At 73.4% G+C, this 26,650-nt stretch carries 22 protein-coding genes and 1 pseudogene; 13 read left to right on the top strand and 10 right to left on the bottom strand.

Annotated elements, in window-relative coordinates; translation table 11 throughout:
* Positions 1 to 310 precede the first annotated feature (310 nt).
* Positions 311 to 1,294, top strand: a complete 984-nt coding sequence (locus tag AB0K25_RS03665) for a hypothetical protein (protein WP_219465841.1) — start codon at positions 311 to 313, stop codon at positions 1,292 to 1,294.
* Positions 1,294 to 2,250 carry a hypothetical protein gene (locus AB0K25_RS03660; protein WP_357532981.1) on the top strand — a complete coding sequence of 319 codons (957 nt, stop codon included), beginning with the start codon at positions 1,294 to 1,296 and terminating at the stop codon, positions 2,248 to 2,250. Before AB0K25_RS03665 ends, AB0K25_RS03660 begins: the two co-directional genes overlap by 1 nt.
* A 26-nt stretch (positions 2,251 to 2,276) precedes the next feature.
* On the opposite strand, the gene AB0K25_RS03655 is transcribed toward AB0K25_RS03660, so the two are convergent.
* The 3 genes from AB0K25_RS03655 to AB0K25_RS03645 form a co-directional block, all read right to left on the bottom strand.
* Positions 2,277 to 3,128, bottom strand: coding sequence for a menaquinone biosynthesis protein (locus AB0K25_RS03655; RefSeq protein WP_219465839.1), 852 nt, complete (start codon positions 3,126 to 3,128; stop codon positions 2,277 to 2,279).
* Positions 3,129 to 3,161: 33 nt separating this feature from the next.
* Positions 3,162 to 4,499, bottom strand: coding sequence for an MFS transporter (locus tag AB0K25_RS03650; protein ID WP_363818172.1), 1,338 nt, complete (start codon positions 4,497 to 4,499; stop codon positions 3,162 to 3,164).
* A 176-nt stretch (positions 4,500 to 4,675) separates the two neighbouring features.
* Positions 4,676 to 5,257 carry a metalloregulator ArsR/SmtB family transcription factor gene (locus AB0K25_RS03645; protein WP_219465835.1) on the bottom strand — a complete coding sequence of 194 codons (582 nt, stop codon included), beginning with the start codon at positions 5,255 to 5,257 and terminating at the stop codon, positions 4,676 to 4,678.
* A gap of 323 nt (positions 5,258 to 5,580) precedes the next feature.
* Between AB0K25_RS03645 and AB0K25_RS03640 the strand changes: the two genes are divergently transcribed.
* From AB0K25_RS03640 to AB0K25_RS03615, 6 genes are all read left to right on the top strand, one after another.
* Positions 5,581 to 7,542, top strand: a complete 1,962-nt coding sequence (locus tag AB0K25_RS03640) for an AAA family ATPase (protein WP_357533345.1) — start codon at positions 5,581 to 5,583, stop codon at positions 7,540 to 7,542.
* Between the two features lie 185 nt (positions 7,543 to 7,727).
* Positions 7,728 to 8,357 carry a transporter gene (locus AB0K25_RS03635; RefSeq protein WP_208565493.1) on the top strand — a complete coding sequence of 210 codons (630 nt, stop codon included), beginning with the start codon at positions 7,728 to 7,730 and terminating at the stop codon, positions 8,355 to 8,357.
* The gene (locus AB0K25_RS03630; protein WP_219465831.1) at positions 8,354 to 8,665 is read left to right on the top strand and encodes a transcriptional regulator; all 312 of its coding nucleotides are present in this window, start codon (positions 8,354 to 8,356) and stop codon (positions 8,663 to 8,665) included. The genes AB0K25_RS03635 and AB0K25_RS03630 overlap by 4 nt, the downstream gene beginning before the upstream one ends.
* Entirely contained in the window at positions 8,662 to 9,615 is a 954-nt protein-coding gene (locus tag AB0K25_RS03625) for an ABC transporter ATP-binding protein (protein ID WP_363818168.1), read from the top strand. Before AB0K25_RS03630 ends, AB0K25_RS03625 begins: the two co-directional genes overlap by 4 nt.
* Before the next feature lie 12 nt (positions 9,616 to 9,627).
* Positions 9,628 to 10,365, top strand: a complete 738-nt coding sequence (locus AB0K25_RS03620) for an ABC transporter permease (protein WP_219465826.1) — start codon at positions 9,628 to 9,630, stop codon at positions 10,363 to 10,365.
* A 93-nt stretch (positions 10,366 to 10,458) separates the two neighbouring features.
* Positions 10,459 to 11,226 (top strand): VOC family protein, encoded by a 768-nt coding sequence (locus tag AB0K25_RS03615; protein WP_357532976.1) that lies wholly within the window; start codon positions 10,459 to 10,461, stop codon positions 11,224 to 11,226.
* A 67-nt stretch (positions 11,227 to 11,293) separates the two neighbouring features.
* On the opposite strand, the gene AB0K25_RS03610 is transcribed toward AB0K25_RS03615, so the two are convergent.
* The 4 genes and pseudogenes from AB0K25_RS03610 to AB0K25_RS03595 all read right to left on the bottom strand — a co-directional run.
* Entirely contained in the window at positions 11,294 to 12,085 is a 792-nt protein-coding gene (locus tag AB0K25_RS03610; protein WP_363818165.1) for an ABC transporter ATP-binding protein, read from the bottom strand.
* Positions 12,086 to 12,201: 116 nt separating this feature from the next.
* The gene (locus tag AB0K25_RS03605; protein WP_219470593.1) at positions 12,202 to 13,236 is read right to left on the bottom strand and encodes an iron ABC transporter permease; all 1,035 of its coding nucleotides are present in this window, start codon (positions 13,234 to 13,236) and stop codon (positions 12,202 to 12,204) included.
* 274 nt (positions 13,237 to 13,510) lie between these two features.
* Positions 13,511 to 14,446, bottom strand: coding sequence for an ABC transporter substrate-binding protein (locus AB0K25_RS03600; protein WP_219465823.1), 936 nt, complete (start codon positions 14,444 to 14,446; stop codon positions 13,511 to 13,513).
* 371 nt (positions 14,447 to 14,817) lie between these two features.
* A pseudogene (locus tag AB0K25_RS03595) lies at positions 14,818 to 16,113 on the bottom strand (M14 family metallopeptidase); the annotation flags it as partial.
* Positions 16,114 to 16,317: 204 nt separating this feature from the next.
* Between AB0K25_RS03595 and AB0K25_RS03590 the strand changes: the two are divergent.
* Positions 16,318 to 17,694, top strand: coding sequence for a C39 family peptidase (locus tag AB0K25_RS03590; RefSeq protein ID WP_363818162.1), 1,377 nt, complete (start codon positions 16,318 to 16,320; stop codon positions 17,692 to 17,694).
* 248 nt (positions 17,695 to 17,942) lie between these two features.
* Here AB0K25_RS03590 and AB0K25_RS03585 read toward each other — a convergent pair whose 3' ends face one another.
* The 3 genes from AB0K25_RS03585 to mqnE form a co-directional block, all read right to left on the bottom strand.
* Positions 17,943 to 18,215 (bottom strand): DUF4229 domain-containing protein, encoded by a 273-nt coding sequence (locus AB0K25_RS03585; RefSeq protein ID WP_204958639.1) that lies wholly within the window; start codon positions 18,213 to 18,215, stop codon positions 17,943 to 17,945.
* 127 nt (positions 18,216 to 18,342) lie between these two features.
* Complete coding sequence (locus AB0K25_RS03580; protein WP_219465820.1) at positions 18,343 to 18,783, bottom strand: hypothetical protein; 441 nt, start codon at positions 18,781 to 18,783, stop codon at positions 18,343 to 18,345.
* 23 nt (positions 18,784 to 18,806) lie between these two features.
* Positions 18,807 to 19,976, bottom strand: a complete 1,170-nt coding sequence (mqnE, locus tag AB0K25_RS03575) for an aminofutalosine synthase MqnE (protein WP_219465818.1) — start codon at positions 19,974 to 19,976, stop codon at positions 18,807 to 18,809.
* A 246-nt stretch (positions 19,977 to 20,222) separates the two neighbouring features.
* On the opposite strand from mqnE, the gene AB0K25_RS03570 reads away from it, so the two are divergent.
* From AB0K25_RS03570 to AB0K25_RS03555, 4 genes are all read left to right on the top strand, one after another.
* Positions 20,223 to 21,785 (top strand): C40 family peptidase, encoded by a 1,563-nt coding sequence (locus tag AB0K25_RS03570; protein WP_363818158.1) that lies wholly within the window; start codon positions 20,223 to 20,225, stop codon positions 21,783 to 21,785.
* Between the two features lie 130 nt (positions 21,786 to 21,915).
* On the top strand, positions 21,916 to 23,697 hold the full coding sequence (locus tag AB0K25_RS03565; protein WP_363818155.1) for a hypothetical protein: 1,782 nt from the start codon (positions 21,916 to 21,918) through the stop codon (positions 23,695 to 23,697).
* A 300-nt stretch (positions 23,698 to 23,997) separates the two neighbouring features.
* Positions 23,998 to 25,881, top strand: a complete 1,884-nt coding sequence (locus AB0K25_RS03560; protein ID WP_363818299.1) for a DEAD/DEAH box helicase — start codon at positions 23,998 to 24,000, stop codon at positions 25,879 to 25,881.
* 94 nt (positions 25,882 to 25,975) lie between these two features.
* A complete protein-coding gene (locus AB0K25_RS03555; RefSeq protein WP_219465812.1) occupies positions 25,976 to 26,596 on the top strand; it encodes a putative glycolipid-binding domain-containing protein in 621 nt (206 codons plus the stop codon).
* Positions 26,597 to 26,650: the final 54 nt, after the last annotated feature.

Raw genomic sequence — 26,650 nt, 5'->3', positions numbered from 1 at the left:
CCCCTCCGTCACCAGGCGGATGCTCCCGGTCGACACCAGGGCACCCCTGTGACTATGAGTTAGGTCACTGATCAAAGATGAATGCCCCTAACTGCCGCATATCGTGCCTTTATCTCGACTTACCGGCAGTTTGCCGTGCGTCGGATTCTGGCGCGTCGGCTGTCCGGACGTAGACTTCCCCGGTCACCACCGATCGGCTGCCGACGATCGCCACCACGACATAGGCCACCGTCCCCCGGCCTGGCGATCGAGCCGACACCCTCGGAAACAGCCGGCCCCCCGGCCCTGACATCTGGAGTTCACCCAACTCATGCGATCTCGCGTGATCATGGTGCTCGCCGTCATGGCGGTGCTGCTCGGCGCCGGCCTACTGGTCCCGGCCGCCTACGCCGAACTCTCCGGCGACGACGTGGCAGGCGGCATCGGCGGCGGCGCGGCGGAGAAGGTGCCCGCCCCCGCGCCCACCCCGCCACCGGCCCTCACCCTCGCCGCCGGCCCGGTGGCGGTGGACTTCCAGGGGTCGTTCTTCAGCTGGGCCCTGATGGAGCGCGAGACCGACCAGATCTCCGGTTCCAAGAACATGACCTCGACCAGCTCCACCGAGTCGATGTTCAAGGTCTGGATCGTCTCCGACTACCTGCGCCAGCTCGACAAGCGGACGCCATCGGCGGCGATGAAGAAGAACGCCAGCCTGGCCATCCGGGACAGCAACGACGACGCGGCCAACCGGCTCTACGCGGCGGCCGGTGGGTCGTACCGGGCGCTGGGCAACGGCCAGCCCAGCCCGGTGCTCAAGCGGGCCATCAGCATCTGCGGCCTCACCGACACCAAGCGCGGCAACGTCCCCGGCTACGAGGGTTGGTGGAGTTTCACCCGGATGTCCCCCCGCGACGCCACCCGGCTCGGTGACTGCATCGCCGACGGCCGGGCCGCCGGACCCATCTGGACCAAGTGGGTGCTCAACGAGATGGCTCACGTCCAGGGCAGCGTCACCAAGCAGCAAGCCCGCTCCGGCGGTGGCCGGTGGGGCATCATCGACGGGCTGCCCGCCGCGATCAAGTCGCAGGGCCCGGTCGCCATGAAGAACGGCTGGACCGCCCTCAGCTACGACGCCAACTGGCACGTCAGCTGCCTCGCCGTCACCGACAAGTGGAGCCTCGCCGTGATGATGCGCTACTCGATCAAACAGCCGTTGAGTTACGGCGCGAAGGTGTGCGCCAGCGTCACCACCCAACTGGTCACCCCGCAGCCCGGTGCCGCACTCAAGGTGCCGCAGCCGGTCGGGAAGCTCTGATGGCGGGCAGCCGGCGGAGCAACCGCCGTGGTCGGCACGACAGCCAGCCGGTGAAGCTGATCGCTGTGGCCGCGATCCTGGTCGGCCTGGTGCTGGTCTCGCTGCGGCTGCTGCCCGGCTCGCCGCTGGAATCCACCGCCGCCTCGCACTGGGGTGACTCGTCCGCCGCACCGCGCTCCGACGGGGCAGCCGACCGGCACAACCGCCCCGAACTGCCCACCCCGGCACCGTCCTCGACCCGTTCGCTGACGCCGCTGCCCTTCGCCGACCGGGACCTCGACCTCAACCTCCGGGGCTGGTACGCCTGGAGCGTGCTGGACCGCCGCACCGGCAAGATCATCGGCTCGGACAACATGGGCGAGACCAGCACCACCGCCTCGCTGATCAAGTCGTGGATCGTCGCCGACTACCTACGTCGGGCCGCCGACGCCGGGCAGACCCCGAGCGACGCCAAGCTCGCCGACGCCACCCGGATCATCCGGGACAGCGACAACACCCGGGCCGAGCAGTTCTACAACGGTGTCGGCCGGTCGGCCTCGATCAAGCGGCTGATCTCGATCTGCAAGCTCACCGACAGCAGCGTGTCCGCCGACGGCGGCTGGAGCCGGACCAACCTCTCCCCCCGCGACACCGCCCGCCTCGGCAACTGCATCGCCGACGGCCGCGCCGCCGGCCCCACGTGGACCAAGTGGCTGCTCAACGAGATGAAGCTGGTCCGGGGCTCGGGCGACTTCGGCATCCGTAAGGCGTTCCCGGCGGCCGAGCAGAAGAAGATCGCCATCAAGAACGGCTGGATCGACCGGACCCGCGAGCAGGAGATGCACATCAACTGCCTGGCCATCGGCGACACCTGGACGATGGGCGTGATGGTCCGCTACCCGATCAACCTGGGCTACGAATACGGCATGAAGAACTGCCAGAAGATCACCGAGGCGCTGCTCCAACCCGCCACCTGACCGGGGGCGGTCCGGGGCCGGTGCGCTCAGCCGGCGAAGAACTCCGGGCCGCCGTCGGGCAGGGCGGGGGCCTCGCCGGTCGCCGCCGCCCGACGGGCGAACTCGCGCAGGCCGGCGACCTGCCGCGCGCCCAACGAGAAGTCGAGGGCACGGAAGTACGTGGCCAGCGTCGCCGCGTCGAACGGTTCCCACCGGGCCGCCGCCTCGGCCACCTGGTCCAGCTCGGCCAGGCACAGGTCACGGGACCGCAGGAACGCCTCGTGCACCTCCTTGACCAGGCCCGGGTGGGCGGCGGCGAAGTCCCGGCGGACCGCCCAGACGGCGAAGACCATCGGCAGCCCGGTCCACTCCCGCCACGCCTGCCCGAGGTCGGTCACCGCCAACCCCCGACGGGGCGCCTCGTAGAGGGCGCGTAGCGCCACGTCACCGATGAGCACCCCGGCGTCGGCCTCCAGCAGCATCTGGGTCAGGTCCGGCGGGCAGCGGAAGTACTCCGGGTGGACGCCGTACCGGTCGGCGAGCAGGAGCTGGGCCAGCAGCACCCCGGTACGCGAGGTCGAGCCGAGGGCGACCCGCCCGCCGTCCAGCTCGGCCAGCGGCCTGGTGGAGACCACGTTGACCGAGAGCACCGGCCCGTCGCTGCCCACCGCGAGGTCCGGCAGGAGCAACAGCTCGTCGGCGTGCCGCAGGTATTCCACCTGGGAGATCGGGCCGATGTCCAGGTCACCGGCGACCAGTGCGGCGCTGAGCCGGTCCGGCGAGTCCTTGTGCAGGTCGACGTCGAGCAGCGCGCCGGAGCGCATCAGCCCCCAGTAGATCGGCAGGCAGTTGAGGAACTGGATGTGCCCGACCCGGGGACGTGCCACGCGCTCAGCCATGACCCGACCGTATCCCCGCCGGTCCGGGGCAGCTCATCGGGAGGCCCGGGGAGTGGTCAACCCCGCACCGTCTCCCCTCGTCGGAGGGCCTGCCCCGACCGGGGGCGGTCCGGCGGCCTCCGACAGCGGCGGCCCGTCCCCGCTCCACGTCGGTGTGCCCGGGCCGGAGCGGGAGTGACGCACCGCCCGGGTGACCACCGGCACGAACGCCAGCACCACCAGCAGGCCGGCGATCCCGGCGGCGGCGATCAGCGGGCGCGGGGGGAGCACCGCCAGCAGCGCGCCGCCGATCAGGTAGCCGGCCATGGAGCCGCCCTGGACCGCCGCGCCGATGACGGCGTACGCGCGGGCGCGCAGCGGCTCGGGCACCCGCCGGGCGGTCAGCACATTGGCGAAGACGTTGTCACCGCCGTTGGCCGCGCCGCCGATCAGCCAGAGCGGCACCAGCAGCGCCGCCGTCGGGACGGTCGCCGCGAGCACCACGACCAGGCTGCACCCGGCGAGCGTGGCGAGCACCCCGTGGACCAGCGCGCCGTCGTCGGTGAGCCGGCGGGCCACCCGGGCGGCCAGCCAGCTGCCGGGCAGCATGCCGGCCATCCAGGCCGCCCCGACCAGGCCGTAGACGGTGGCCGAGGAGTCAAGCGTCTCCCGGATGAAGAACACCTCGATCACGTTGATGCCGCCGATCGCGGTGATCACCGCCGCCGTGCTGACCACCAGGGCGAGCATCAACGGGTCCGCGCGCAGCCGCCAGGCCGGGGCGGGACCGGTGCCGACGGTCGCGGTCACCGCCTCCCGGCCGCCCCGCCGGGTGCGCAACGCCAGGCCCGCGCCGACCAGCGCCAGGTAGCTGACGGCATCCAACAGCAGCGGTACGCGGGTGCCGAACTCCCCGACCAGCAGCCCGGCGAGCACCGGCCCGGCGAGTGCGCCGAGCGAGCCGGCGGTCTGGCTGACGGCGCTGGCCCGGGGCAGGTCGCCGGGGCGGACCATCGCCGGCAGCAGCGCCGCCAGGCAGGGCTGGGTGACGGCGAGCCCGCAGGCGAGCAGGGCGACCAGGCCGATGACGACCACCGGTTGCGTGGCGAAGGCGAGCAGGACGCAGATCACCGCCTGGATCGACCCGACGCTGACCAGCAGCGTACGACTGTCGACCCGGTCGGCGAGCCGGCCGGCCAGCGGCGCGCAGAGCACCAGCGGCAGGGTGGCCGCCAGCAGCAGCCCGGAGACGGCCAGGCCGCTCGCCCCGGCGGACTGGAGAGCCAGCGCCAGCGCGGTGGCGGCGAGGAAGTCCCCGCAGATGGTGGTGCCGCGGGCGGTGGCGGCGATCCAGACGTCGGACCAGCGCGACGCGTCAGTCGTGAAGGACATACTTCGAAAATAATCCTTCACAACTGGTCGGAGCAACCCCTACCCGTGGCTGATCAACTCCTTGTCATCGATATAGCGGTATTCGACGGCCCTGATACCGCACCATCAGCGACATGGCGACCATGCCAGGCCGGAGCAGGGGCGAGGCGGGCGGGCCGGGGGCGGGGCGGGCCCCTCTAGAGGGGGATCGTGCGGTACTGGGCCGCGACGACGCGGGCGTCGGACGGCGGGTCGGCCAACCGGTTCCGCTGCCGGTACGGCTCGAACAACGCCATCACCGCGTCGTTCAGCCCGGCCAGTTCCTCGGCGGTGAGCAGCAGCAACGAGTCACTGAACAGGGCACCGCGATACCACTCCGCGGGCTCGTCGGCAGCGTGCCGCAGCCACGTCCGCATCCGCTCGGCGTCCCGGGCCGAGTGCGCCTCGACCAGGGCCTGTTCGGCGGCCCGCGCCTCCGGGCCGGCCCCCTGCCCGGCCTCGACCAGCCAGCTCTGGCTGAACGCGCGCCACACCCGTTCCCGCGCGTCACCCCGGCTGGGTGCCTGCTCGACCAGGCCGAACTTCGCCAACGCCCGCAGGTGGTAGCTGGTCGCACTCGGCGACAACCCGGCGATCTCGGCCAATTCGGTGGCCGTCCCGCCCCCCGCACGCGTGCTCAGATGCTCCATGATCGCGATCCGGGCCGGGTGGGCCAGCGCCCGCATCACCTGCGGGTCGCTGATCGTCATCCGGCGCGGCTCGGGGTGCGGCTCGGTCATGACCCCATGATCCCGCCTGTCCGGGACCCCGGCCAGCAACCGGCCGCCACGCGGGGGCGGGGAATTGGGTGGAGATGGAAGCTGGACGGCGCGTAGGCTGGTTGACCGCTCGACGGCCGTGGTGAGGTAGCACCGCAGCGGACGTCCCCACGCGCCAAGGACCTGTCCTGGATACGCGGGCGAGCCGATCGAGACCGCCAAAGAGGATCACCGTGCCCGCAACCGACGAACGCGGCAGGACCCACCCCGAACCCACCCGCCTCGAAACGGAACTCAGCGCCGAGCAGGCCCACCTGGAGACCTCCCGACAGGCCCTCCGCCGGATGCGGGAACGCGCCCAGTCGCTCTTCGCCACCGGTGACAAGGTCGCCGGGGACGCGTACACCGCCGAGCAGCTCGGCCGGCACCTGGCCCGGCGGGTCGCCGAACTGGCCGACGACCCGACCACCGCGTTGTTCTTCGGCCGGCTGGACTTCGGCCCCACCGACCCCGAGCACGCCGGCCGGGGCTACCACGTCGGCCGGCGGCACGTCACCGACGAGCGGGGCGAGCCGCTGGTGCTGGACTGGCGGGCCCCGGTGTCCCGCTCGTTCTACCGGGCCAGCGCCCGCGACCCGCAGGGCGTCGCGGTACGACGGCGGTTCGGGTTCAGTGCCGGGGCGCTGACCAGCTTCGAGGACGAGCACCTGGACCGGGGCGAGGAGCTGGGCACCACCAGCCGCATCCTCACCGCCGAGATCGAACGCCCCCGGGTCGGGCCGATGCGTGACATCGTCGCCACCATCCAGCCCGAGCAGGACGAGCTGGTCCGGGCGGACCTGGCCGACTCGATCTGCGTGCAGGGCGCCCCGGGCACCGGCAAGACGGCGGTCGGGCTGCACCGGGCGGCGTACCTGCTCTATCTGCACCGGGAGCGGCTGCGCCGCGCCGGGGTGCTGATCGTCGGCCCGAACCGGGCGTTCCTGTCGTACATCGCGGCGGTGCTGCCCGCCCTCGGCGAGGTCGAGGTGGCCCAGGCCACCGTGGAGGACCTGGTCGCCCGGGTGCCCGTCCGGGCGGTCGACGACCCGGCGGTCGCCGCCCTCAAGCACGACCCCCGGATGGCCGAGGTGCTCCGCCGCGCCGCAGCCGCCAGGATCACCGCCCCCACCGAACCGATCATGGTGTCGGACGGGTCGTTCCGCTGGCGGATCGGACTGGACCCGCTGCACCGGGTGATCGAGGAGACCCGCCGGGAGGGCCTGCCGTACGACACCGGGCGGGAGCGGGTCCGGGCCCGGGTGGTGGGGTTGCTGCAACGCCAGGCCGAGGCCCGCCGGGCCGAGTCGCCGGGGGACGCCTGGCTGCGCCGGATGGGGAAGTCCCGACCGGTGACCGCCTTCCTCGACGCGGTGTGGCCGGCGCTGACCCCGGAGGGGCTGGTGCACTCCCTGCTCGCCGGTCCGGACCTGCTGGCCGCCGCCGCCGACGGCCTGCTCACCACCGCCGAGCAGGCCCTGTTGCACGGCACGAAGCTCGGCCGGACGCCGAAGGCGACCCGGTGGACCGCCGCCGACACGGTGCTGATCGACGAGGCGGCCGGACTGATCGAACGGGCCGCCGGGTTCGGGCACGTGGTGGTCGACGAGGCGCAGGACCTCTCCCCGATGCAGTGCCGGGCCATCGCCCGGCGTAGTGAGCACGGCTCGATCACCCTGCTCGGCGACCTGGCCCAGGGCACCGCGCCGTGGGCCGCCACCGACTGGCGCGAGTCCCTGGCCCACCTGGGCAAGCCGGACGCGGTGGTGGTGCCGCTGACCGTGGGTTTCCGGGTGCCCGCCGTGGTGGTCGCGTTCGCCAACCGGCTGCTGCCGGAGTTGGCGGTCGACGTACCCCCGGCGGTGTCGTTGCGGCGTGACGGGGCGCTCGACGTGCGTACCGTGGCCGATCTGGCGGCGGCGACGGTGACCGAGGTGCGCGCGGCGCTCGGGCACGACGGCTCGGTCGGGGTGATCGCCGCCGACGACACGGTGGACGGGCTGCGTGCGGCCCTCGCCGCCGCCGGGGTGCCGACCGCGACCGCCGACGACCCGACGGCCTCGGCGCGGGTCACCGTGGTCCCCGCGACCCTGGTCAAGGGCCTGGAGTACGACCACGTGGTGGTCGTGGAGCCGGCCGCGATCGTGGCCGCCGAGCCGCGCGGCCTGCACCGCCTCTATGTGGCGCTGACCCGGGCCGTGTCCGGGCTGTCGGTGCTGCACACCGCTCCGCTGCCCGGCCCGCTCGCCGAACCACCGACGCCCTGACCCCGACCGGCGGAGCCGACCACGGCCGGTAGCCGACCCCGACCGGCGGCGAGGGTGAGGGCCGCCCGGCCGGGCATCCTCCGCCGTGCCGCCGGTGGCGCTGCCACCGCACCGGGTGGAACAGCCGCTGTCCGGTGGGCGACCCGGCCCACCACCCCTCGACTTTGTGTTTTAAAGTAGTTTGCATGACCCCCGATGACGAAGCCGCCCCGCTCGACGCCGCCGAGGCGATGCGGCTGATCCGCGAGCAGCAGGCCAGCACGGTCCAACGGCTCGAACCCGACCCCCGGGTGCACTACTGGCCCTGGGGATTCGCCTGGCTGATCGGCTTCGGGGTCTACTTCCTGCGGTTCTCCCCCGACGGGCGCACCCTCGTCGACATGCCGGCCTGGCTGCCGCTGACCCTGCTGTTCGTGCTGCTCGCCGCCGCCGCGGTGGTCTTCGGAGTGGGCAGCGCCCGCGCCTACCGGCACGTCGCGGGCGAGTCCGCGCAGCGCGGCAGGTGGTACGGCACGGCCTGGGGCCTCGGGTTCTTCAGCCTGTCCGTGGTGATCGGCCGGGTCACCGACAGCCTGCCGCCCGATCTCGCCGGGCTGCTCTGGTCGGCGCTGTCGGTGGGGCTGACCGGCGCCCTGCACATGGCCGGCGGGGCGATCTGGCTCGACCGCACCCTGTTCCGCCTCGGCGTCTGGCTCACCGCCGTCAACATCGTCGGCGTCATCGCCGGCCCCGGCTGGCACGCGCTGGTGGTCTCGGTGGCCGGTGGCGGTGGACTGCTGGTGGCCGGCGCGCTCGCCCGGCGGCGGCACGGATGACCGAACTCGACCCGGTCATCCACGCCCAGGCCCGCCTGCGGGTGGTGGTCACCCTCGCCACCCTGGCCGACGGCGACCGGATCACCTTCCCCCGCCTCCAGGAACTACTCGCGATGACCGCCGGCAACCTCTCCGTCCACCTGCGCAAGCTGGAGGACGCCGGCTACGTCGAGATCGACAAGACCCACCGCGGACGCACCCCGACCACCCTGGTCCGGCTCAGCCGGCGCGGGCGGCGGGCCTTCGAGGAATACACCGAGAACATCCGCGCCCTGCTCGACCCGCCCGACCCCAGGGAGACCCGATGATCCTCGCCCACGCCGACCAGGCCACCCGCCGGTACGGCGACGTCCTCGCCCTCGACCGGGTCGACCTGACCGTCTCCGCCGGAGAACTCGTCGGCCTGCTCGGGCCGAACGGCGCCGGCAAGAGCACCCTGATCAACATGCTGGTCGGGCTGCGCCGGCCCAGCGCCGGCCGGGTCGAACTCTTCGGCGGCGACCCCCGCCAGCCGGCCGCCCGGCGGCAACTCGGCGTCACCCCGCAGGAGACCGGCCTGCCCGGCACCCTCCGGGTCGGCGAGGTGGTCGACTTCGTCGCCGCGCACTTCCCCGACCCGGTGCCCCGGGGCGAACTGCTCGACCGGTTCGGCCTCACCGACCAGGCGAAACGACAGACCGGCGGGCTCTCCGGGGGGCAACGGCGACGGCTCGCCGTCGCACTGGCCTTCGTCGGCCGGCCCCGGCTGGTCGTCCTCGACGAACCCACCACCGGGCTCGACGTCGAGGCCCGGCACACCCTGTGGGAGGCCATCCGGTCGTTCCACGCCGACGGCGGGACGGTGCTGCTGAGCAGCCACTACCTCGAAGAGGTGGAGGCGTTGGCGCAGCGGGTCGTGGTGCTCGGGCAGGGCCGGGTGCTCGCCGACGACACCGTCGGCGCGATCCGCGACATCGTCGGCGTCCGCCGGGTCAGCCTGGCCGCCGACGACCTGCCCGCGCTGCCCGGCGTGGTCGCCACCGAGCACACCGACGGACGTACCCACCTGCTCACCACCGACGCCGACCAACTGGTCCGCGACCTGGTCACCGCCGGGGTGGCGTTCCGTGACCTGGAGGTCCGCCCCACCTCGTTGGAGGAGGCGTTCCTCACCATCACCGCCGCCGGGACCACCGCCGACCCGACCCGGACCACCGCCGACCCGACCGGGACCGGCACCGCCACCAGCGCCGCCGTCGGCGGCCGACCCACCGCCTGAGGAGTCGACGCCGTGCCGCTCACCCTGGTTCACGCCCGCTACCAGCTCCTTGAGATCATCCGCGTCCCCGTCGCCGTGGTAGGCAGCGCCTTCTTCCCCGCCGCCGCGATGCTCTTCTTCGTCGTCCCGTTCGCCGGGGACGACCCGACCGGCGCCACCTACGCCACCGCCGCGATGGTCACCTTCGCGGTGATGAGCGCCAACATCTTCCAGTACGGCATCGGCGTCGCCGAGGACCGCGACCAGCCGTGGAACCCGTACACCCGGACCCTGCCGGCGGGGCCCGGACCCCGCCTGGCCGGGCGGATCCTGGCCGGGCTGGTGCTGACCTACCTGTCGATGCTGCCCGTCGTGATCATCGCGGCGGTCGCCACGGCCGCCCGGGTCACCCCGGTCGGGCTGCTGCTCGGCGCGGTCACCGTCGCGGTCGTGTCGGTGCCGTTCACCCTGCTCGGTCTCGCCATCGGCTACTCGCTGCCGAGCAAGGCGGCGATCGTCGTCGCGCAGGTCATCTTCTTCCCGCTGGCCTTCGGCGGCGGCCTGCTCTCCGCCCCGGGCGACGCGCCCGGCTTCATCCAGGTGGTCGCGCCGTTCCTGCCCACCCGGGGGGCGGTCGAACTGATGTGGGCGGCGGTCGGCGACTGGCGGCCCGACCCGCTCGCCCTGGCCATGCTCGGGGTCTGGATCGTGCTGCTCGCCGCCCTCTCCGGCTGGGCGTACCGGCGCGACGAGGGTCGCCGGTTCAGTTGACCTTTCGCCGGTTCGGCCCGGTGACCGGCGACCGGTGCCACGATGCCGGCAGGGCGTCGCGCCGGCACGCCCCCGCAGCCGAGAGGGGCCGACGTGCGCACCGTCGCCGCGGGCACGCCCTGCTGGACCGACCTGGCGACCCCCGACCTGGACGCCGCCCGGCGGTTCTACCCGGAACTGTTCGGCTGGACCGGCCGGATCACACCGGAACCCGGGCCGGCCGGCTACACCACCTTCCACCGCGACGGCCGGGCGGTGGCGGGCGCCGGCCCACCGGCCGACCCGGACCAACTGCCGGTCTGGTCGACGTACGTGGCGACCGACGACACCGACCTGGTCACCACCCGGGTCGAGGCGGCCGGCGGGCAGGTGCTGGTCGCCCCGTTCGACGTCCTCGACGCGGGGCGGATGGCGGTCTTCGCCGACCCGGCCGGCGCGGTGTTCAGCGTCTGGCAGCCGATGCGGATGCCCGGCGCGGAGTTGCTCGACGCCCCCGGGGCGATGTGCTGGAACGAACTGGTCAGCCCCGACCCCGAAGGCGCGAAGGTCTTCTACGAACTGGTCTTCGGCTGGCACCCCGAGGAGCAACCCGCCGGTGGGCCCGGCTACACCGGCTGGCGGTGCGGGGCGCGGATCGTGGCCGGGATGCTGCCGACGACAGACGACGGTGGCGCGCGGCCGGCGTACTGGTCGGTGTTCTTCGCGGTGGCCGACGTGGACGCGACCGCCGCCCGCGCCACCACCCTCGGCGGCACCATCGTCACCCCACCCCGGGACACCCTGCTGGGCCGCCGTGCCGCCCTCCGCGACCCCCAGGGCGCCTACTTCTCCCTGCTTCGCCCCGCCGCCGACACCCCCTGACCAGCCGCCCGACGGCATCCGGACGCCCGCCGGCACCGTCGACCGCGCGGCCCGGCACCGTCGACCCTCAGGTTCGCCGTGGCTCGGGGCGGGTGGGGACCACCAGCGGGCCGTGGTCGCCGGGGATGACCCGGACCCGGGCCCGGTAGTGGTGGGACAGCAACTCCTCGGTGAGCACCTGCTCGGGTGGGCCCGCCGCGACGACCCGGCCGTCGGCGAGCAGCACCATCCGGTCGGCGTACTCACCGGCGACGGAGAGGTCGTGCATGGTGGCCAGCACGGTCAGGCCGTGCGCCCGGCGCAACTGGTCGACCAACTCAAACACCTCCTGCTGGTGGCCGATGTCCAACGCGCTGGTCGGCTCGTCCAGCAACAGCAGGGTGGCGCCCTGGGCGAGCGCCCGGGCCAGGAAGACCCGCTGCCGCTCCCCGCCGGAGAGGGTCGCCAGCTCCCGCCGCTGGAACCCGGTCAGATCCAACCGGTCCAACACGTCGTGCACGGCGGCCAGGTCCGCCGCCGACTCCCGCCCCAACGGCGCGATGTACGGGGTCCGCCCCAGCAGTACGTAGTCGAACACCGACATGCCCGCCGGCACCACCGGGGACTGCGCCACCGTCGCCACCACCCGGGCCCGGTCCCGGCGACGCAACGCGCCGGACGGCGTACCGAACAGCGAGACCGCGCCCGGGGCGGGCAGCAGGCCGCCGACGGCCCGCAGCAGGGTCGACTTGCCGGCACCGTTCGGTCCGATCACGGTGACCCACTCACCCGCGGCGACCGTCAGGTCGACGCCGGCCAGGATCACCTCCCCACCGAGCCGCACGTGCAGCCCCCGCACCTCGACCGCCGGACCGCTCACGGGACCGCCTTTCGTTCGCGACTGCGGGGCTCGCAACACCGGCTCACTCCTCGCGCTCACGGGACCGCCTTTCGTTCGCGACTGCGGGGCTCGCAACACCGGCTCACTCCTCGCGCTCACGGGAAGACCCGGCGGGCGGTGCGCAGGACCAGGACGAAGAACGGGCCGCCGAGCAGGGCGGTCACCACGCCGATGGGGATCTCGGCGGGGGCGGCGGCGGTCCGGGCGACCACGTCGGTCAGCGCCAGGAACGCCCCGCCGAAGAGCATCGACAGCGGCAGGATCACCCGGTAGCTCGACCCGGCCAGCAGCCGTACGGTGTGCGGCACGATGATCCCCACGAAGCCGATCAGGCCGGACGCGGAGACCGCGGCGGCGGTGCCGAGCGAGGCGGCGGCGATCAGCAGGTAGCGGGACCGCTGCGGGTGCAGGCCGAGGCTGGCCGCCTCGTCGTCGCCGACGGAAAGCACGTCGAGTTCCCGCCGGTGCAGCAGCACCACCACGGCGGTCAGCACGAAGTACGGCAGGATCAGCCGGACGTCGCCCCAACCGGCGGTGCCCAGCCGCCCGAGCAGCCAGGAGTAGACCATCTGGATGCTGTCGGAGTGCCGTTGCAGCAGGTACGTCTGCCCGGCGGAGAGGAACGCCGACACCGCCACCCCGGCCAGGATCAGGGTGGCCGGTGACCGGTCCCGCCCGCCGGCCGCCCCGAGCAGGTACGTCAGGGCGACCGCCCCGAGCGAGCCGACGAACGCGGCGAGCGGGATCGTGACGGGCATCCCGGTCAGCGCCCCGCCCGCCCCGACACCGCCCAGCGTGATCACGGCGGTCACCGCGAGCCCCGCGCCGGCCGCCACCCCCAGCAGGTACGGGTCGGCCAGCGGGTTGCGGAACACGCCCTGGTAGCAGCCGCCGGCCAGGGCGAGCAGAGCACCGACGAGCAGGCCGAGCACCACCCGGGGCAGCCGCAGCTCGGTGACGATGGCGATCTCGCGTTCGGTCAGCCCGCTGTCGAGGCGTACCCCGGGCAGCAGGTTGAGCAGTTCGGCGGCGACGCTGCCGGGGGGCAGGCCCACCGGGCCGAGGGACACCCCGGCGACCAGGGCCACCAGCACGGCGAGCACCCCGGCGGCGAGCCAACGCTTACGCAGCCCGGCCGGTCGGGGCGTACCGGCGGCGACCTTCGGGGTGCGGACCCACCCGACGCCGGGCCGTCCACCCGGCGCGGACGCGGACCCGACCGAGCGGGACTCGCGGCCACCGTCCCGACCGCGCCCACCGGTCGGCACATCGGCCCCGGCGGACCCGGCCGGGGAGATTGCGGCGGCGGCCGGGCCGGGTTCGGGCAGGCCGGACGGCCGGGACGCGTCGGGCGTCCCGGCCGGTCCGGGGCCGGTGGGGCGCACGGTCACCGGGGGTGGACCGTCACGCGGGCACCTTGGCGGTGGCGTCGACGATCGACCGGAGCAGGTCGACCACGCGCGGTCCCCAGCGGGAGGCGACGTCGTCGTCGAGCGCGACGACCTGGTTGTTCTTGACGGCGGTGATGCCGGCCCAGCCGCTGCGCGCCTTGACCGTGTCGGCGCTCTGCTGGCAGCACTTCACGTCGGCCAGGAAGACGAAGTCGGGGTTCGCCTTGACGATGACCTCCTGGGAGAGCTGCGGGTAGCCGCCGTTCTTGCCGTCGGCGTCGGAGGCGTCGGCGATGTTCTGCAGCCCGGCCAGCGCGTAGATCGAGCCGATGAAGGTCTTGCTGGTCGCGCTGTACAGCTCCGGCCCCAGCTCGTGGTAGTAGGTCAGCTTGGTGGACCGCTGCGGCAGGTCCTTGGTGAGCTTGCCGATCTCGTCCTTCATCCGGGTGGTCACGTCGGCCGCCTCGGTCGGGTGGCCGGTGAGCGTGCCCAGGTCGGTTAGCTGCCGGTAGGTGTCGTCGAGGGTGGCCGCCGCCGGGGTGAGCAGCACCGGGACCTTCAGCGCGGTGAGCTGGGCGACGATCTTGTTGGTGTCGTTGGCGAGCACCACCAGGTCGGGGTTCTTGCCGGCGATCGCCTCGGCGTTGGGCTGGAAGCCGGACAGCTCGCTCTTGGGCGCGTCGGCCGGGTGGTTCGACTGGTCGTCGACGGCGGTGACCTGCTTGCCGGCCCCGATGGCGAACAGCATCTCGGTCGCGGTGGGCGACAGCGAGACGATCTTCTCAGGCCGCTTGTCCAGCGTGAGGTTGCCGACGGTGGCCGGGAAGGCGGCGGCGGAGCTGCTGCCGGCGGCGGGGGTGTCGTCGGAGGTCTTCTCGGCGCATGCGCCGAGGGCGAGGGCAGCCACCGCGAGGGTCGCGGCGAACAACCGGGGGGTACGTCGGGACATCGGTCCTCCTGTCGGTCGAGGAGCGTGGTGCTTCGCCGACAGGGCCGCTGGCGTGCCCGTCCGCGAGGCGCCCTTCCTCGAGAGCGCGTGTCGCGACCGACCGCAGGCGACCTGGCTCGTCCCCACACACGACGACGCCGGCCACTCGGGCCGGGCGCCGGGGCGGGTCACCGGCGGGGCCGGGAACCACGGTGGGGCATCTCAGTTGCGGGACAGCGCCGGTTTCGCACCGGCTTCGCTGCGGGTCGATCGGGTGCCACGGTAGCGCACGACCAGCGAAGATCGTCTGGTCGGTGGGGGTGGGTGGGGTCCCGTCGGGGGCTTACGGGACCCCACCCGGAGTCACGTCCGGTGGGTCAGCAGTAGGTGCTCTGCTTGTTGATGACCCGGTAGGGGCAGTCGGCGTACTCCGACAGGAGCAGCACCGCCTCCTTGTTGCGGGAGGTCTGGGCGGGGATCACCTCGTCGGGCGGGTAGAAGCCGCCACCGGCCCCGGACGACCCGGGGTACATCTCGAAGGTGTACGCCCAGATCTTGTGGGTCGCCCACATCCAGTCGAGGCTGTCGCCGTCGGTGATGTAGAGGTCGCTGGACTGCTCGGGGGTGTAGCCGTTGGTGGCCGCCATCCGCTGCCCGAGGGTGGCGAAGGTGTTGTACTGGTCGGCGGTCATCCCACTGGGGGTGTTGGCCGTGGTGTAGCCGAACGGCCAGAGCACCAGCTGCGAGTAGGTGTGCCAGTCGATGTTGGCCTTGATCTGCTGCACCCCGCCGACGACCCGGCTGTTGACGAAGTCCCGCAGCGCCTTGGTCTCCGGCGCGGAGAAGGCGGACGGCCCCCGGTAGGTGCTCGACGACGGCGCACCGGACGAGCCGCCGCAGCAGCCCCAGTTGTAGCCCCAGTTGCGGTTCAGGTCGGTGCCGACCGCCGCCGCGCCGCTGTTGGGCTGCCGGTTCTTGCGCCAGGACCGGTAGGAGCCGGTGGCGATGTCGTACTCGCTGCCGTCCGGGTTGACCGTGGGGACGATCCAGATCTCCCGGGAGTTGACGATGCTGGTGATCCGCGAGTCGGTGCCGTAGCTGTCGGTGAACAGGTTCAGCAGGTAGATCGCCATCTCGACGGTCAGGTGCTCGCGGGCGTGCTGCTGGGAGTTGAACAGGATCTCCGGTTCGGCCTCGTCGGTGCCGACGTTGTCGGAGATCTTCACCGCCATCAGGTCGCGGCCCTCGTACGACCGACCGATGCTGATCTTGCGGGCGATGGCCGGGTGGTCGGCGACCACCTGGTTGACCACTGTGGTCAGCTCGGCGTAGTCGTGGTAGTTCGAGTCGGCCGGGGGGAAGGCGAGGGCACTGGCCCCCTCGGCGGGAGCCGGCGCGGTCTCCCGCTCCAGCCGGAAACCGAGCCGGGTGATCGCGGCTGCCTCGGACCGGGTCGCCGAGACGTACAGCACGCCGTGTTCAGCGGAGTCGATCGCCGCGCCGGTGCGGGCGACGGCGTTGCGGTCGGCGAGGGTACGCGGGCCGAGCACCCGGTATTCGGCGGCGGCGGGCTCGGGCTCCGGGGCCGGGCGCGCGGAGACCGGCCCGGTGGCGACGGCGGTCAGGCCGAGGCCGGCGACGACGGCGAGCGCCAGGCGACGCCGGAAGGGGGAGGTGCGGAAGGCCATGAACATCCTCCTCGGGGTACGGGAGATCCCGTTGTGTGCCCACTTCACCAGGAGTCACATGGTCATATCAATATCCGTGACTGTCTCCAACCATCCCGACCGGATCGTCACATCGGCAATGACTTTCTCGTCTGCAAGCCCTGGCGAAACTTCCTGCCGGGCGGGACAGTGAACGACAACGATTCCCCACCCCGCGGAGTTGCCATGTCCAGCAGAGCCCTGCGCGCGGTCGCCCTGGTCGGCGTCGCCACCCTCACCCTGCTCGCCAGCACCGCACCCGTCCACGCCGCCGGCCCGTCACCCACCGGGACGCCCCCACCCGCCGGGGACCGCCCGCCCCCGGGCGGACACGACGAGCAGATCACCTTCCAGGAGTGGTCCCGGCACCCCGACTGGCGGGCCGGCACCCACCGGGGCACGTACGCCGCACCCGGGCACCGCGCCGGTCTCACCATCGGCCGCCCGGCCGGCACCACCGAGTTCACCGACCCGCACACCGGCACCACCCGCACCTGGGAGTACGCCACCTGGACCTCGCCACCCACCACGATCGGCTTCGACGCCACCGAACTGGTCGCCTCCTGGAACGCCGACACCCCCACCGGCACCTGGCTTCAGGTCGAACTCCAGGGCACCTACACCACCGGCGACCACACCCCGTGGTACGTCATGGCCCGCTGGGCCTCCGGTGACCGCGACATCGCCCGCGCCACCCTGGACGGTCAGGGCGACCCCTGGTCCAGCGTGTGGACCGACACCTTCGCCATCGACGACGCCGCCGCCGGGGTGCTGCTGCGGTCGTACCAACTGCGGCTCACCCTCTACCGCGCACCCGGTCAGGCCGCCGCGCCCCGGGTCCGGATGCTCGGCGCGATGAGTTCGCACGTGCCGGACCGGTTCACCGTCACCCCGAGCCGGGGCCACATCGCCTGGGGCACCGAACTGCCCGTGCCGGCCCGCTCCCAGATGATCCACCGGGGCAGCTACCCCGAGTGGGGCGGCGGCGGTCAGGTCTGGTGCAGCCCGACGTCCACCACGATGGTGCTGGAGCACTACGGCAAGCTGCCGTCGGCGGCCGACCTGTCCTGGATCGACCCCGACCACCCCGACCCGCAGGTCGTCCACGCCGCCCGGATGACCTGGGACAACGAGTACGAAGGCGCGGGCAACTGGCCGTTCAACACCGCGTACGCGGCCAGCTTCCCCGGCATCGAGGCCCGGGTCACCCGACTGCACTCCCTCGACGAGGCGGAACGGTTCATCCGGGCCGGCATCCCCGTGGTCACCTCGCAGTCCTTCCTCGACACCGAGCTGGACGGGTCGAACTACGGCACCTCCGGGCACCTCTTCGTGATCGTCGGCTTCACCGCCGACGGCGACGTGATCGTCAACGACCCGGCGTCGGCGTCCAACGCCGAGGTCCGCAACGTCTACCGACGCGACCAGTTCGAGCAGATCTGGCTACGCACCAAGCGCTACCGGGCGAACGGCACGGTGGCCGGTGGGTCGGGCGGCATCGCCTACCTGATCAAGCCGATCGACCGCCCATGGCCGGTGGTCCCGGGCTCGACCAACTGGTGACCCGGCTCAAGATCCACTCTCGGGAGCCGAAGTAGCGGTATCGCCAGGCAGCGATACCGCTCTTGAGTCAACCTGGAGTGGATCACGCCCGGTAGGACGCGATGCGTCGCTGGTGCCTGGCGATCAAGAGGTTTGCGTCAGGTTGAAGATCGAAGTTGGCGCAAACCTCTTGATCACCAGGGCGGGGGCCGGAGAGGGCGCGGGGCGTGTCCGCGGGGGGCGGGGCGTGTCCGCGGGGCGGGCGGGGATCAGGGGCGCGGGGCGTCCCCGCCGGGGTGGTCGTCGCCGGCCAGGGCGGAGCGGAGCCGCTCCTTCTCCGCGCGTCGCCGCTCGGCGGCGGCGGCCACCTCCTCGGCCATCTGGTCCCGCCAGCCCCGGAGCAGGAAGAACGACGCGGCGGCGGAAAAGATCAACGCCACCATCAGCTTCAGGAAGAGGTTCATCCCGACCGGCCACAACGCCGCCACGACCACCAGGAACAGCCCGATCCGGGCCAGCGTGTACTTCACCGCCGCGCTCACCGGACCATCCTCATCCGCGACCGCAGGGCTCGCACACCCCGCTCGCTGCTCGCGCCCACGTTGCCCACTCCTTGATTCTGCGTCGGAACGCCCGGCTGCTGCGTCGGGAGGCCCGCAGCCGGGTGGTTCAGCCCGTCCGTCGGGCCAGCCAGTGCACGCCCTGGAACCAGAGCACCGCGTACCCGACGGTGAACGCGAGCGCGGCCAACCCACCGGTGAACAGCGGCGCGAGCCCGGCGGCCAGGCCCGCCACCAGCAGCCCGGCGACCACCGCGACCACCGCGGCGAACAGGGCCGCCACCACCCGGGCCGCGCCGAAGTCCCAGGCCCGGAATTCGTCCCAGAACAGCCAGACCGGCAGGATCACCGCGAGCCAGCCGTTGGTACGGCCGAAGTCGCCCGCGCCGGCCACGGCGAACGCCCAGTCGAAGAGCACCAGCGCCAGCACGCCGATCACCCAACCGGCCAGGCTCACCCCGAGCAGGTCACCCAGGGTGAGGATGCGTCCCTCGGTGTCGCGGCGGGGAAACCCGCTGCGCTGCTGCGCGGTCGGCTGCTGTCCGGTCATGGTGTGACGAGCATACGGCCGGGTCAGGCCCAGACCTGCTGCGGCTCGGCACGCCGGGACGCCAACGCGGGTGCCCGGTCGTACTCGCGGACCACGTTGTAGCGGGTGTCCCGCTCGACCGGCTGGAAGCCGGCGTCCCAGATCAGGTGCAGTAGGTCGTCGCGGTGCATGGTGTTCGGGGTGCCGTACGAGTCGGCGTCGTGGGTGATCTTGTATTCGACGACCGAGCCGTCCAGGTCGTCCACGCCGAAGTTGAGCGAGAGCTGGGCCACCGACAGGCCGTGCATCACCCAGAAGTTCTTCACGTGCGGGACGTTGTCGAACAACAACCGGGACACCGCGAACGTCTTGAGCGACTCGGCCGGCGAGGCCATCGTGGTGCGCGCCTGGATCCGGTTACGGATCTTGCCGTCCGCCGAGTCGACGAAGTCGTGCTGGTAGCGCAGCGGGATGAAGACCGCGAACCCGCCGGTCTCGTCCTGCAACTCACGCAACCGCAGCACGTGGTCGACCCGGTGCCGGGGCTCCTCGATGTGGCCGTAGAGCATCGTCGCCGGGGTCTTCATGCCCTTGGCGTGGGCCAACGCGTGGATCCGGGACCAGTCCTCCCAGTGGCAGGCGTGGTCGACGATGTGCTGGCGGACCTCCCAGTCGAAGATCTCCGCGCCGCCGCCGGTCAACGACTCCAGGCCGGCGTCCATCAGCTCGTCGAGGATCTCGTCGGCCGACAGGCCACTGATCTTCTCGAACCACTGCACCTCGGTCGCGGTGAAACACTTGAGCTTGACGTTGGGCAGCGCCGCCTTCAGCTCCCGCAGCACCTTCGGGTAGTAGCGCCAGGGCAACGTGGGGTGCAGGCCGTTGACGATGTGCAACTCGGTGAGCTGCTCGTCCTCCATCTCCTTGGCCTTGCGGACCGCCTCCTCGATACGCATCGTGTACGCGTCCTTCTCGCCCGGCTTGCGCTGGAACGAGCAGTACGCACACGAGGCGGAACAGACGTTCGTCAGGTTGAGGTGCCGGTTGACGTTGAACATCACCCGTTCGCCGTTCAACTCCGTACGCCGGTGGTGGGCCAGCCGGCCCAACCAGGTCAGGTCGTCGCTCTCATAGAGGGCGATCCCGTCCGAGCGGGTCAGTCGCTCCCCCGCGTACACCTTCGCTTCGAGCTCACGCTTGAGTCCGGCGTCCATCGAAAAGCCACGTCCCTTCCACCTGCGGTCGGATCGAGCCTACGTCGGACGAGCGACAGGTCGGCAGGACGGGCACCGCCAGCGACCTACCTCACCCGTACTCCCAGGGTTCTCCAAGCTGCTCACGCATCGACATCGTTGTCCCGGTGCGGTAAGACAGGATGGGACGCGGCGCACACCGGCGGCGTCCCGGGTCGTCGCGCCCCACCTAAGGCGGCGGCACCATCACGCGGCACAGGGAGCGGAATGGTCGACAGCGGGCACGGGCGACGACAGCGACGACGCAGGGTCCCGGTGATCTCCCCGGTGCTGCGGCCGGCGCTCTGGTCGGCGCTGCTCGGCGCGGTCGCCGCGATGGTCCTGGCCACCCCGGCCTATGCCGAGCCGCCGCTGCCCAACACCGTCCCGGACACCGGTTCCCGGCCGGTGGTCACCGGCGGGTTGCAGCTGCCCGGCGCGGCGACGCCCGGCTACCCGCTCCCGGGCCAGCCCAGCTACCCGACCCTGCCGGTCGGCGGGCTACCGACCAGCCCGCTGCTGTCCCAGATCGACACCCTGACCGCGCAGAACGGTCAGCTCGCCGACCAACTCCTGCAGTTGCAGAAGCAACGCGACGACGCACGGGTCCAGCTCACCGGCGTCCAGGGTGAGCTGACCCGGGCCCGGGGCGCGCTGACCGTGGCGGAGCAGCAGGCCAACGCCGTCGCCGCGAACGCCTTCAAGGCCGCCGCCGCCCTGCCGCCCGGTGAACTGGCCCGCGACCTGCACGGGCTGAGCGTCCTGCAGCGGGTCTCCCGGGGGCAGCAGGCCGACGACGAGACCACCGCGGCGGCCGGCGAACTGTCCCGGGCCCGGACGGCCGAGCAGGTCGCCGCCCAGGCGGTCACCGCCGCCACCGACCGGGTCCGGCGGGCGGAGGAACAGTTCGCCGCGGTGCAGAAGGCGCTGCGCGACAACGACGCCAAGATCGCCAAGCTGCGCGCGGACAACCAGGCCCAGCTCATCGCGCTGGAAAAGCAGCAGGAGGCCGCCGAGCAGAAGCTGGGTGCGGCGTACGTCGAGGGGCAGAGCAGCACCGGGCTGAACGCCAGCCCGCAGGCGCTCGCCGCCGTGCGGTACGCGCTCGCGCAGCTCGGCGACCCCTACCTGTGGGCGGCCGAAGGCCCGGACCGCTTCGACTGCTCGGGGCTGATGTGGGCCGCCTACCGGTCCGCCGGCTATTACGACCTGCCCCGGGTCGCCCGCGACCAGTACTACGCCACGCGGAGCCGGACGGTCTCCCAGGCGGCCCTACTCCCCGGCGACCTGCTCTTCTTCGCCTCGGGCAGCAGCTGGACGACCATCCACCACGTCGCCATGTACATCGGCGGGGGGCGGATGGTGCAGGCGCCACGCAGCGGGGACGTGGTCAAGATCTCCCAGGTCCGGTGGTCCGGTCTCTACGCCGCCACCCGGGTCGTCGGCGCGGTGAACACCCCCGGTTCCCCGATCACCCAGGTCCCGACGCCGTCCCCGACGCCGAAGCCCACCACCGCGTCGCCGAAGCCCACCACGCCCTCCCCGAAGCCCACCACCGCGTCGCCGAAGCCGCCCACGCCCCGGCCGACGTCGACCACCGCACCGACGAAGCCACCGACGCCGAAGCCCACGCCCACGCCGAGCAAGAGCCCCGACCCGACACCGAGCGTCTCCGGCACCGGCACCGGCACACCGGACAGCAGCACCAACCCGACCACGGGCGGCAGCACCGGCGCCCCGGAGAGCAGCCGGTCGGCGTCCACCTCCGCCTCGGCGAGCACCGGGAGCTGACCGACCGCCACCGTTGCGACCACCCTCGGCACTCCGACTGTGCCGACGGGGCGAGATGTGGCACGGTGACACGAGGCACATCCGGTCGCCGTTCACAGGGCACGGGTGCGAGGGTGCGCGGAGGGCGATCATGGCTGAGCAAGAGGTTCCGGTGCGACACGTCGACCAGGGATCCGTGCCCGACCCGGCCACCGGCAGCCCGGACCGACCCGTCGTGTCCGCCGACGCCCCCGACCGGTCCGGTGCCGCGACCTCCGACCCCCCGGGCCGACCCACCGAGGCCCCCGGCCGGCCCACCGGAACCGCCGACACCCCGGCCCGGCCAGGTCCGGCCGCCGACGGGTCGGCCCGGCCTGGCCCGACCGCCGACGGGTCGGCCCGCGCCACGGCCAGCGTGCACACCATGACCGTGCCGCCCGAGGGCGACGAACTGCCCTCCGGGGTGGCCACCGCGACCACCTACCGGGCGGGCAGCCCCACCGCCGCCGGCCCGTCCACCGTCCCCGCCTCGCGAACACCCGAACCGGGTGACCCGGCTCCCGGCGGTTCGGGCCCGGTCCGCCCGGCCACCCCGGGCGGTGTTCCCGAACAACGCGGCGGATCGGACGGCGGGACGGCCCGGGCCAGCGTTTCGGTCCCCGGGCTGAGTCGCATCTCCGCCGCCGAGGCCGAAGGCGCGGCAGCGGGCGCGGGGACCCGGCCCGGTGACGCGGCCCCCGGGGTGTACCGGTCGGCACCGGTCAGCCCGGAGCCGCCCGAGCCGGCGCAGCCCCCGACCCCGGCCCAGCCACCCACCCCGCCGACCCCGGGGCAGCCCTCCACCCCACCGGCCCCGGTCCAGCCGCCCACCCCGGACCCGGAGCCCGCCCCCGAGCCGTCGCCGGCCCCGCGGCCGTCGCCCGTTCCCGAGCCGGCCCCGAGTCCCACGCCGTTCACCCCCGAGCCGCCCGCGCCCGGCCCGTTCCCCGCGCCGGTCCCGCCGCTGCCCGGCCCTCCGCCGGGTCCCACCCCGGTCCCGCCCGGTCCGGTCCCACCCGTGCCGGGGCCGCCGGTGCCGCCCCCGGGTCCGGTGGTGCCGCCGTCGCCGGCACCGCCCGGCCCGATGCCGGCGCCCCCGTTCCCGCCGCCACCGGCCATGCCCGGCCGCGCGACCCCGACCGTCCGGGCCAGCGCCTCCGCGGTCGTCCGCACCGCCGCCGGCACCGCCAATCCGCCCCCCGCCGGCACCGTCGGCCCGCCCGCCGCCGGCACCACCAGCCCGCCCGCCGCGACACCGTCAGCCCCGGCACCCGTCGCCTTCACCGCGCCCACCTCGGCGCCGCCGTCCGTGTCCGCGCCCCCGCTCCCGCCGGCCGCTGCCGTCACCCCACCCGCATCCCCGCCCCCACCCACCTTCACCCCACCGGCGTCCGCGCCCCCGGCACCGGTGGCGAGCACCGGGTCGGGTGCCGTCGGCGCGACCACCCCGACGTTCCGGGCCCCGGTCGTGCCCGACCCGTCCGCTGACGGGGCGACGTCGGCGCTGCCGGTGGTGCCGGCACCCGCACCGCCCGAACCACCCCGCTTCGCCCCCGCCCCGGTCGGGACGACCGACGGCGTGGCCCGCCCCGCCACCGGCACCTCGTACCGGGGCGGTCCGGACCTGGCGAGCATCGGCTACGGCGGCACCGACGGCCCGGGGCACTCCACGATCGCGTTCCCGGCAGCCAACCCGGTAGAGAACTCCGGCTCGCTGACCGGGCACATCCTGGCCCAGGGGTGGTCCGACACGCCGGCCCCGCGATCCCGAACCACCCGGGTGGTGATCGTGCTCGCCGCTTCACTCGGGCTGCTGGTCGCGATCAGCGTGCTGGTCGTCCTACTCGCCAACGACGTGATGGACGGGCTGGTCGGCAACATGCTGTCCGAGTGAGGCCGGGCCGACGGGGGCGGCACGCAGGTGCTGGTGGGCGTATCCGTCGGGCGGACGAGGCCCACCGGATCGGGGTGAGTCCGCCCACTACCGGCTCGGGGTTCACTGGCGGCACCGCCGGATCGCCGTACACTGGTCGGGATCACTGACCTGGCGCGCGTGGCGTGCCCCTGGGCGATCTTGCGGGCGATTCGGCGGCGTACCTCATGCTGCGGCGGGCCATCGCGAAGATGCGCCCCGCTCGAAAGGCCTTTCTTGACCACCTCTGTTGACTCCGGCACCATTCCGTCCGCCCACGACCTGCCGACCGGTGACGCCACCGGCAACGAACCCGCTCCGGCCGCCCCCGTCGTGGGCTTCGCCGACCTGGGACTGCCCCGGCAGCTGGTCGACACCCTCGCCCGGCAGGGCATCACCACCCCGTTCGAGATCCAGCGGGCCACCCTGCCCGACGCCCTCGCCGGCCGCGACGTGCTCGGTCGGGGCCAGACCGGCTCCGGCAAGACCCTCGCCTTCGGCCTGCCGATCATCGCCCGGCTGGCCGAACGCAACCGGGCCCGGCCGCTGCACCCGCGCGCCCTGGTCCTGGTCCCCACCCGCGAGCTGGCGATGCAGGTCAACGACGCGCTGCTGCCGCTCGGCAAGGCCGTCGGGATCTTCCTCAAGACCGCCGTCGGCGGCGTCCCGTACGACCGGCAGGTCGACGCGCTGCGCCGGGGTGTCGAGATCGTGGTGGCCACCCCCGGCCGGCTCGGCGACCTGATCAACCGGGGCGTCTGCGTCCTGGACGACGTCGAGGTGACCGTGCTGGACGAGGCCGACCAGATGGCCGACATGGGCTTCCTCCCCGAGGTCACCGAGTTGCTCGCCAAGACCCCGGCGAACGCCCAGCGGCTGCTCTTCTCGGCCACCCTGGACGGTGACGTCGACACCCTGGTCAGGCGGTTCATGACCGACCCGGTGACGCACTCCACCGCCCCGTCGACCGCGTCGGTGTCCACCATGGACCACCACCTGCTGTTGATCCCGCCGCACGACAAGTTCGCCGTGGCGGCGTCGATCGCGGCCCGCCCCGGCCGGACCATGCTCTTCGCCCGTACCCAGCTCGGGGTCGACCGGCTGGTGGAGCAGCTCGGCGCGGTCGGCGTACGGGCCGGTGGGTTGCACGGCGGCAAGACCCAGCGGATGCGTACCAAGACCCTCGCCGAGTTCAAGGAGGGGCGGATGGACGTGCTGGTCGCCACCGACGTGGCGGCCCGGGGCATCCACGTCGACGGGGTCTCCCTGGTGCTGCACATCGACCCGCCGAAGGACCCGAAGGACTACCTGCACCGGGCGGGTCGTACCGCTCGGGCCGGCGAGTCGGGCGCGGTGGCCACGCTGGTGCTGCCCAAGCAGCGGCGGACCACGCTGGCGATGATGGAGAAGGCCGGCGTGTCCCCGGCGGAGACCCGGGTCCGGGTCGGTGACGCGGTGCTGACCGAGCTGACCGGGGCCCGTGAGCCGAGCGGCGTCCCCGTCGTGGTCCGCGAGGAGCCCGAGCCCCGCCGGCACGGTGACCGCCCGCGCCGCTTCGGCGACCGGGACTCCCGCAGCTACGGCGGCAACCGTGACAGCCGGGGCTACTCCGGCAGTCGCGACAGCCGGGGTCACGGCGGCGACCAGGGCTACGGCGCCCGGCCGGCCGGCGAGCGGAGCTACGGCGACCGGCCCACCGGCGACCGGGGTTACAGCGCCCGACCCAGCGGCGAGCGCGGCTACGGCGGCGACCGGGGTTACGGCACCCGACCCACCGGCGACCGGAGCTACAGCGCCCGACCCACCGGCGAGCGCGGCTACGGCGGCGACCGGCCCACCGGCGACCGGAGCTACAGCGCCCGACCCACCGGCGAGCGCGGCTACGGCGACCGGCCCAGCGGCGACCGGAGTTACGGGGATCGCGCACCGGCCGACCGGGGTTACGGCGACCGCAGCGACAGGCGTTTCGGTGACCGGGGCGAGCAGCGTTTCGGTGACCGGGACACCCGGGGCGAGCAGCGTTCCGGGGAACGCCGGTTCGGTGCCGGTGAGCCGCGTGCCACCGACCGTCGGGGCGGGTTCCGCACCGAGGGCCGGGTCCGCGACGACCGGCCGCGTGACGACCGGCAGGGCTTCGGCGGTCGGCCCCCGGCGCGTACCCACTGATCCGTGCTGTCCGACGCCGCCCCGGAGCCCGCGCTCCGGGGCGGCGTTCGCGCATGCGCTGCCGGCTGCGTCCGGCTGGCGTAACGTCCGGACCATGGCACGATCACTGTTCTGGAGCCGGACGGACACTGCCGGGGCCGAGTACGCCGTCCTCGACGACGGCCCCCGGTTCGCCGCGCACGGCACCCAACTGGCCGTCGACCCGGTCCCCCACACCTGCCGCTACCGGCTGGTGACCGGCGCGGACGGGGGCACAGACTCGCTCGCCGTGGAGGCCGAGGGGGCCGGTTGGTCGCGGACCGTACGCCTGGAACGCGGGACGGACGGCTGGCGGGTGACGACCGGCGAGCAGGGCGACCTGGACGCGGTGCTGCGGGCGGCCGGGCAGCCACCGGCCGGCCTACCCGGCATCGAGGACACCGACCGGCTGCACGACGCCGTCGACGTCGACCTGGCCGGCTCGGCGCTGTTCAACAGCCTGCCGATCCGCAGACTGGGGTTGGCCGGGGCGACGTCCAGCACCGAACACCGGATCACCGTGGCCTGGGTGCTGACGCCGAGCCTGGAGGTGGTGGCCGGCGAGCAGGTCTACACCGCGCTCGGGCCGGGTCGGGTGGGTTTCACCAGCGACACCTTCCGCACCGAGTTGGAGGTGGACGGCGAGGGGTTGGTCCGGCACTACCCCGGCCTCGCCGACCGGGCGGACCTGGGCTGATCCGCGCCCTCGCCGGGGAGCCGGCGGACGGCTGGGGTGGGCTCGGCCTGTCCG

It is taken from the genome of Micromonospora sp. NPDC049257 (assembly GCF_040678915.1).
Classification (GTDB): domain Bacteria; phylum Actinomycetota; class Actinomycetes; order Mycobacteriales; family Micromonosporaceae; genus Micromonospora; species Micromonospora antibiotica.
The sequence above is the reverse complement of the archived record's forward strand: the minus strand, read 5'-3'. Positions and strand labels throughout refer to the sequence as shown.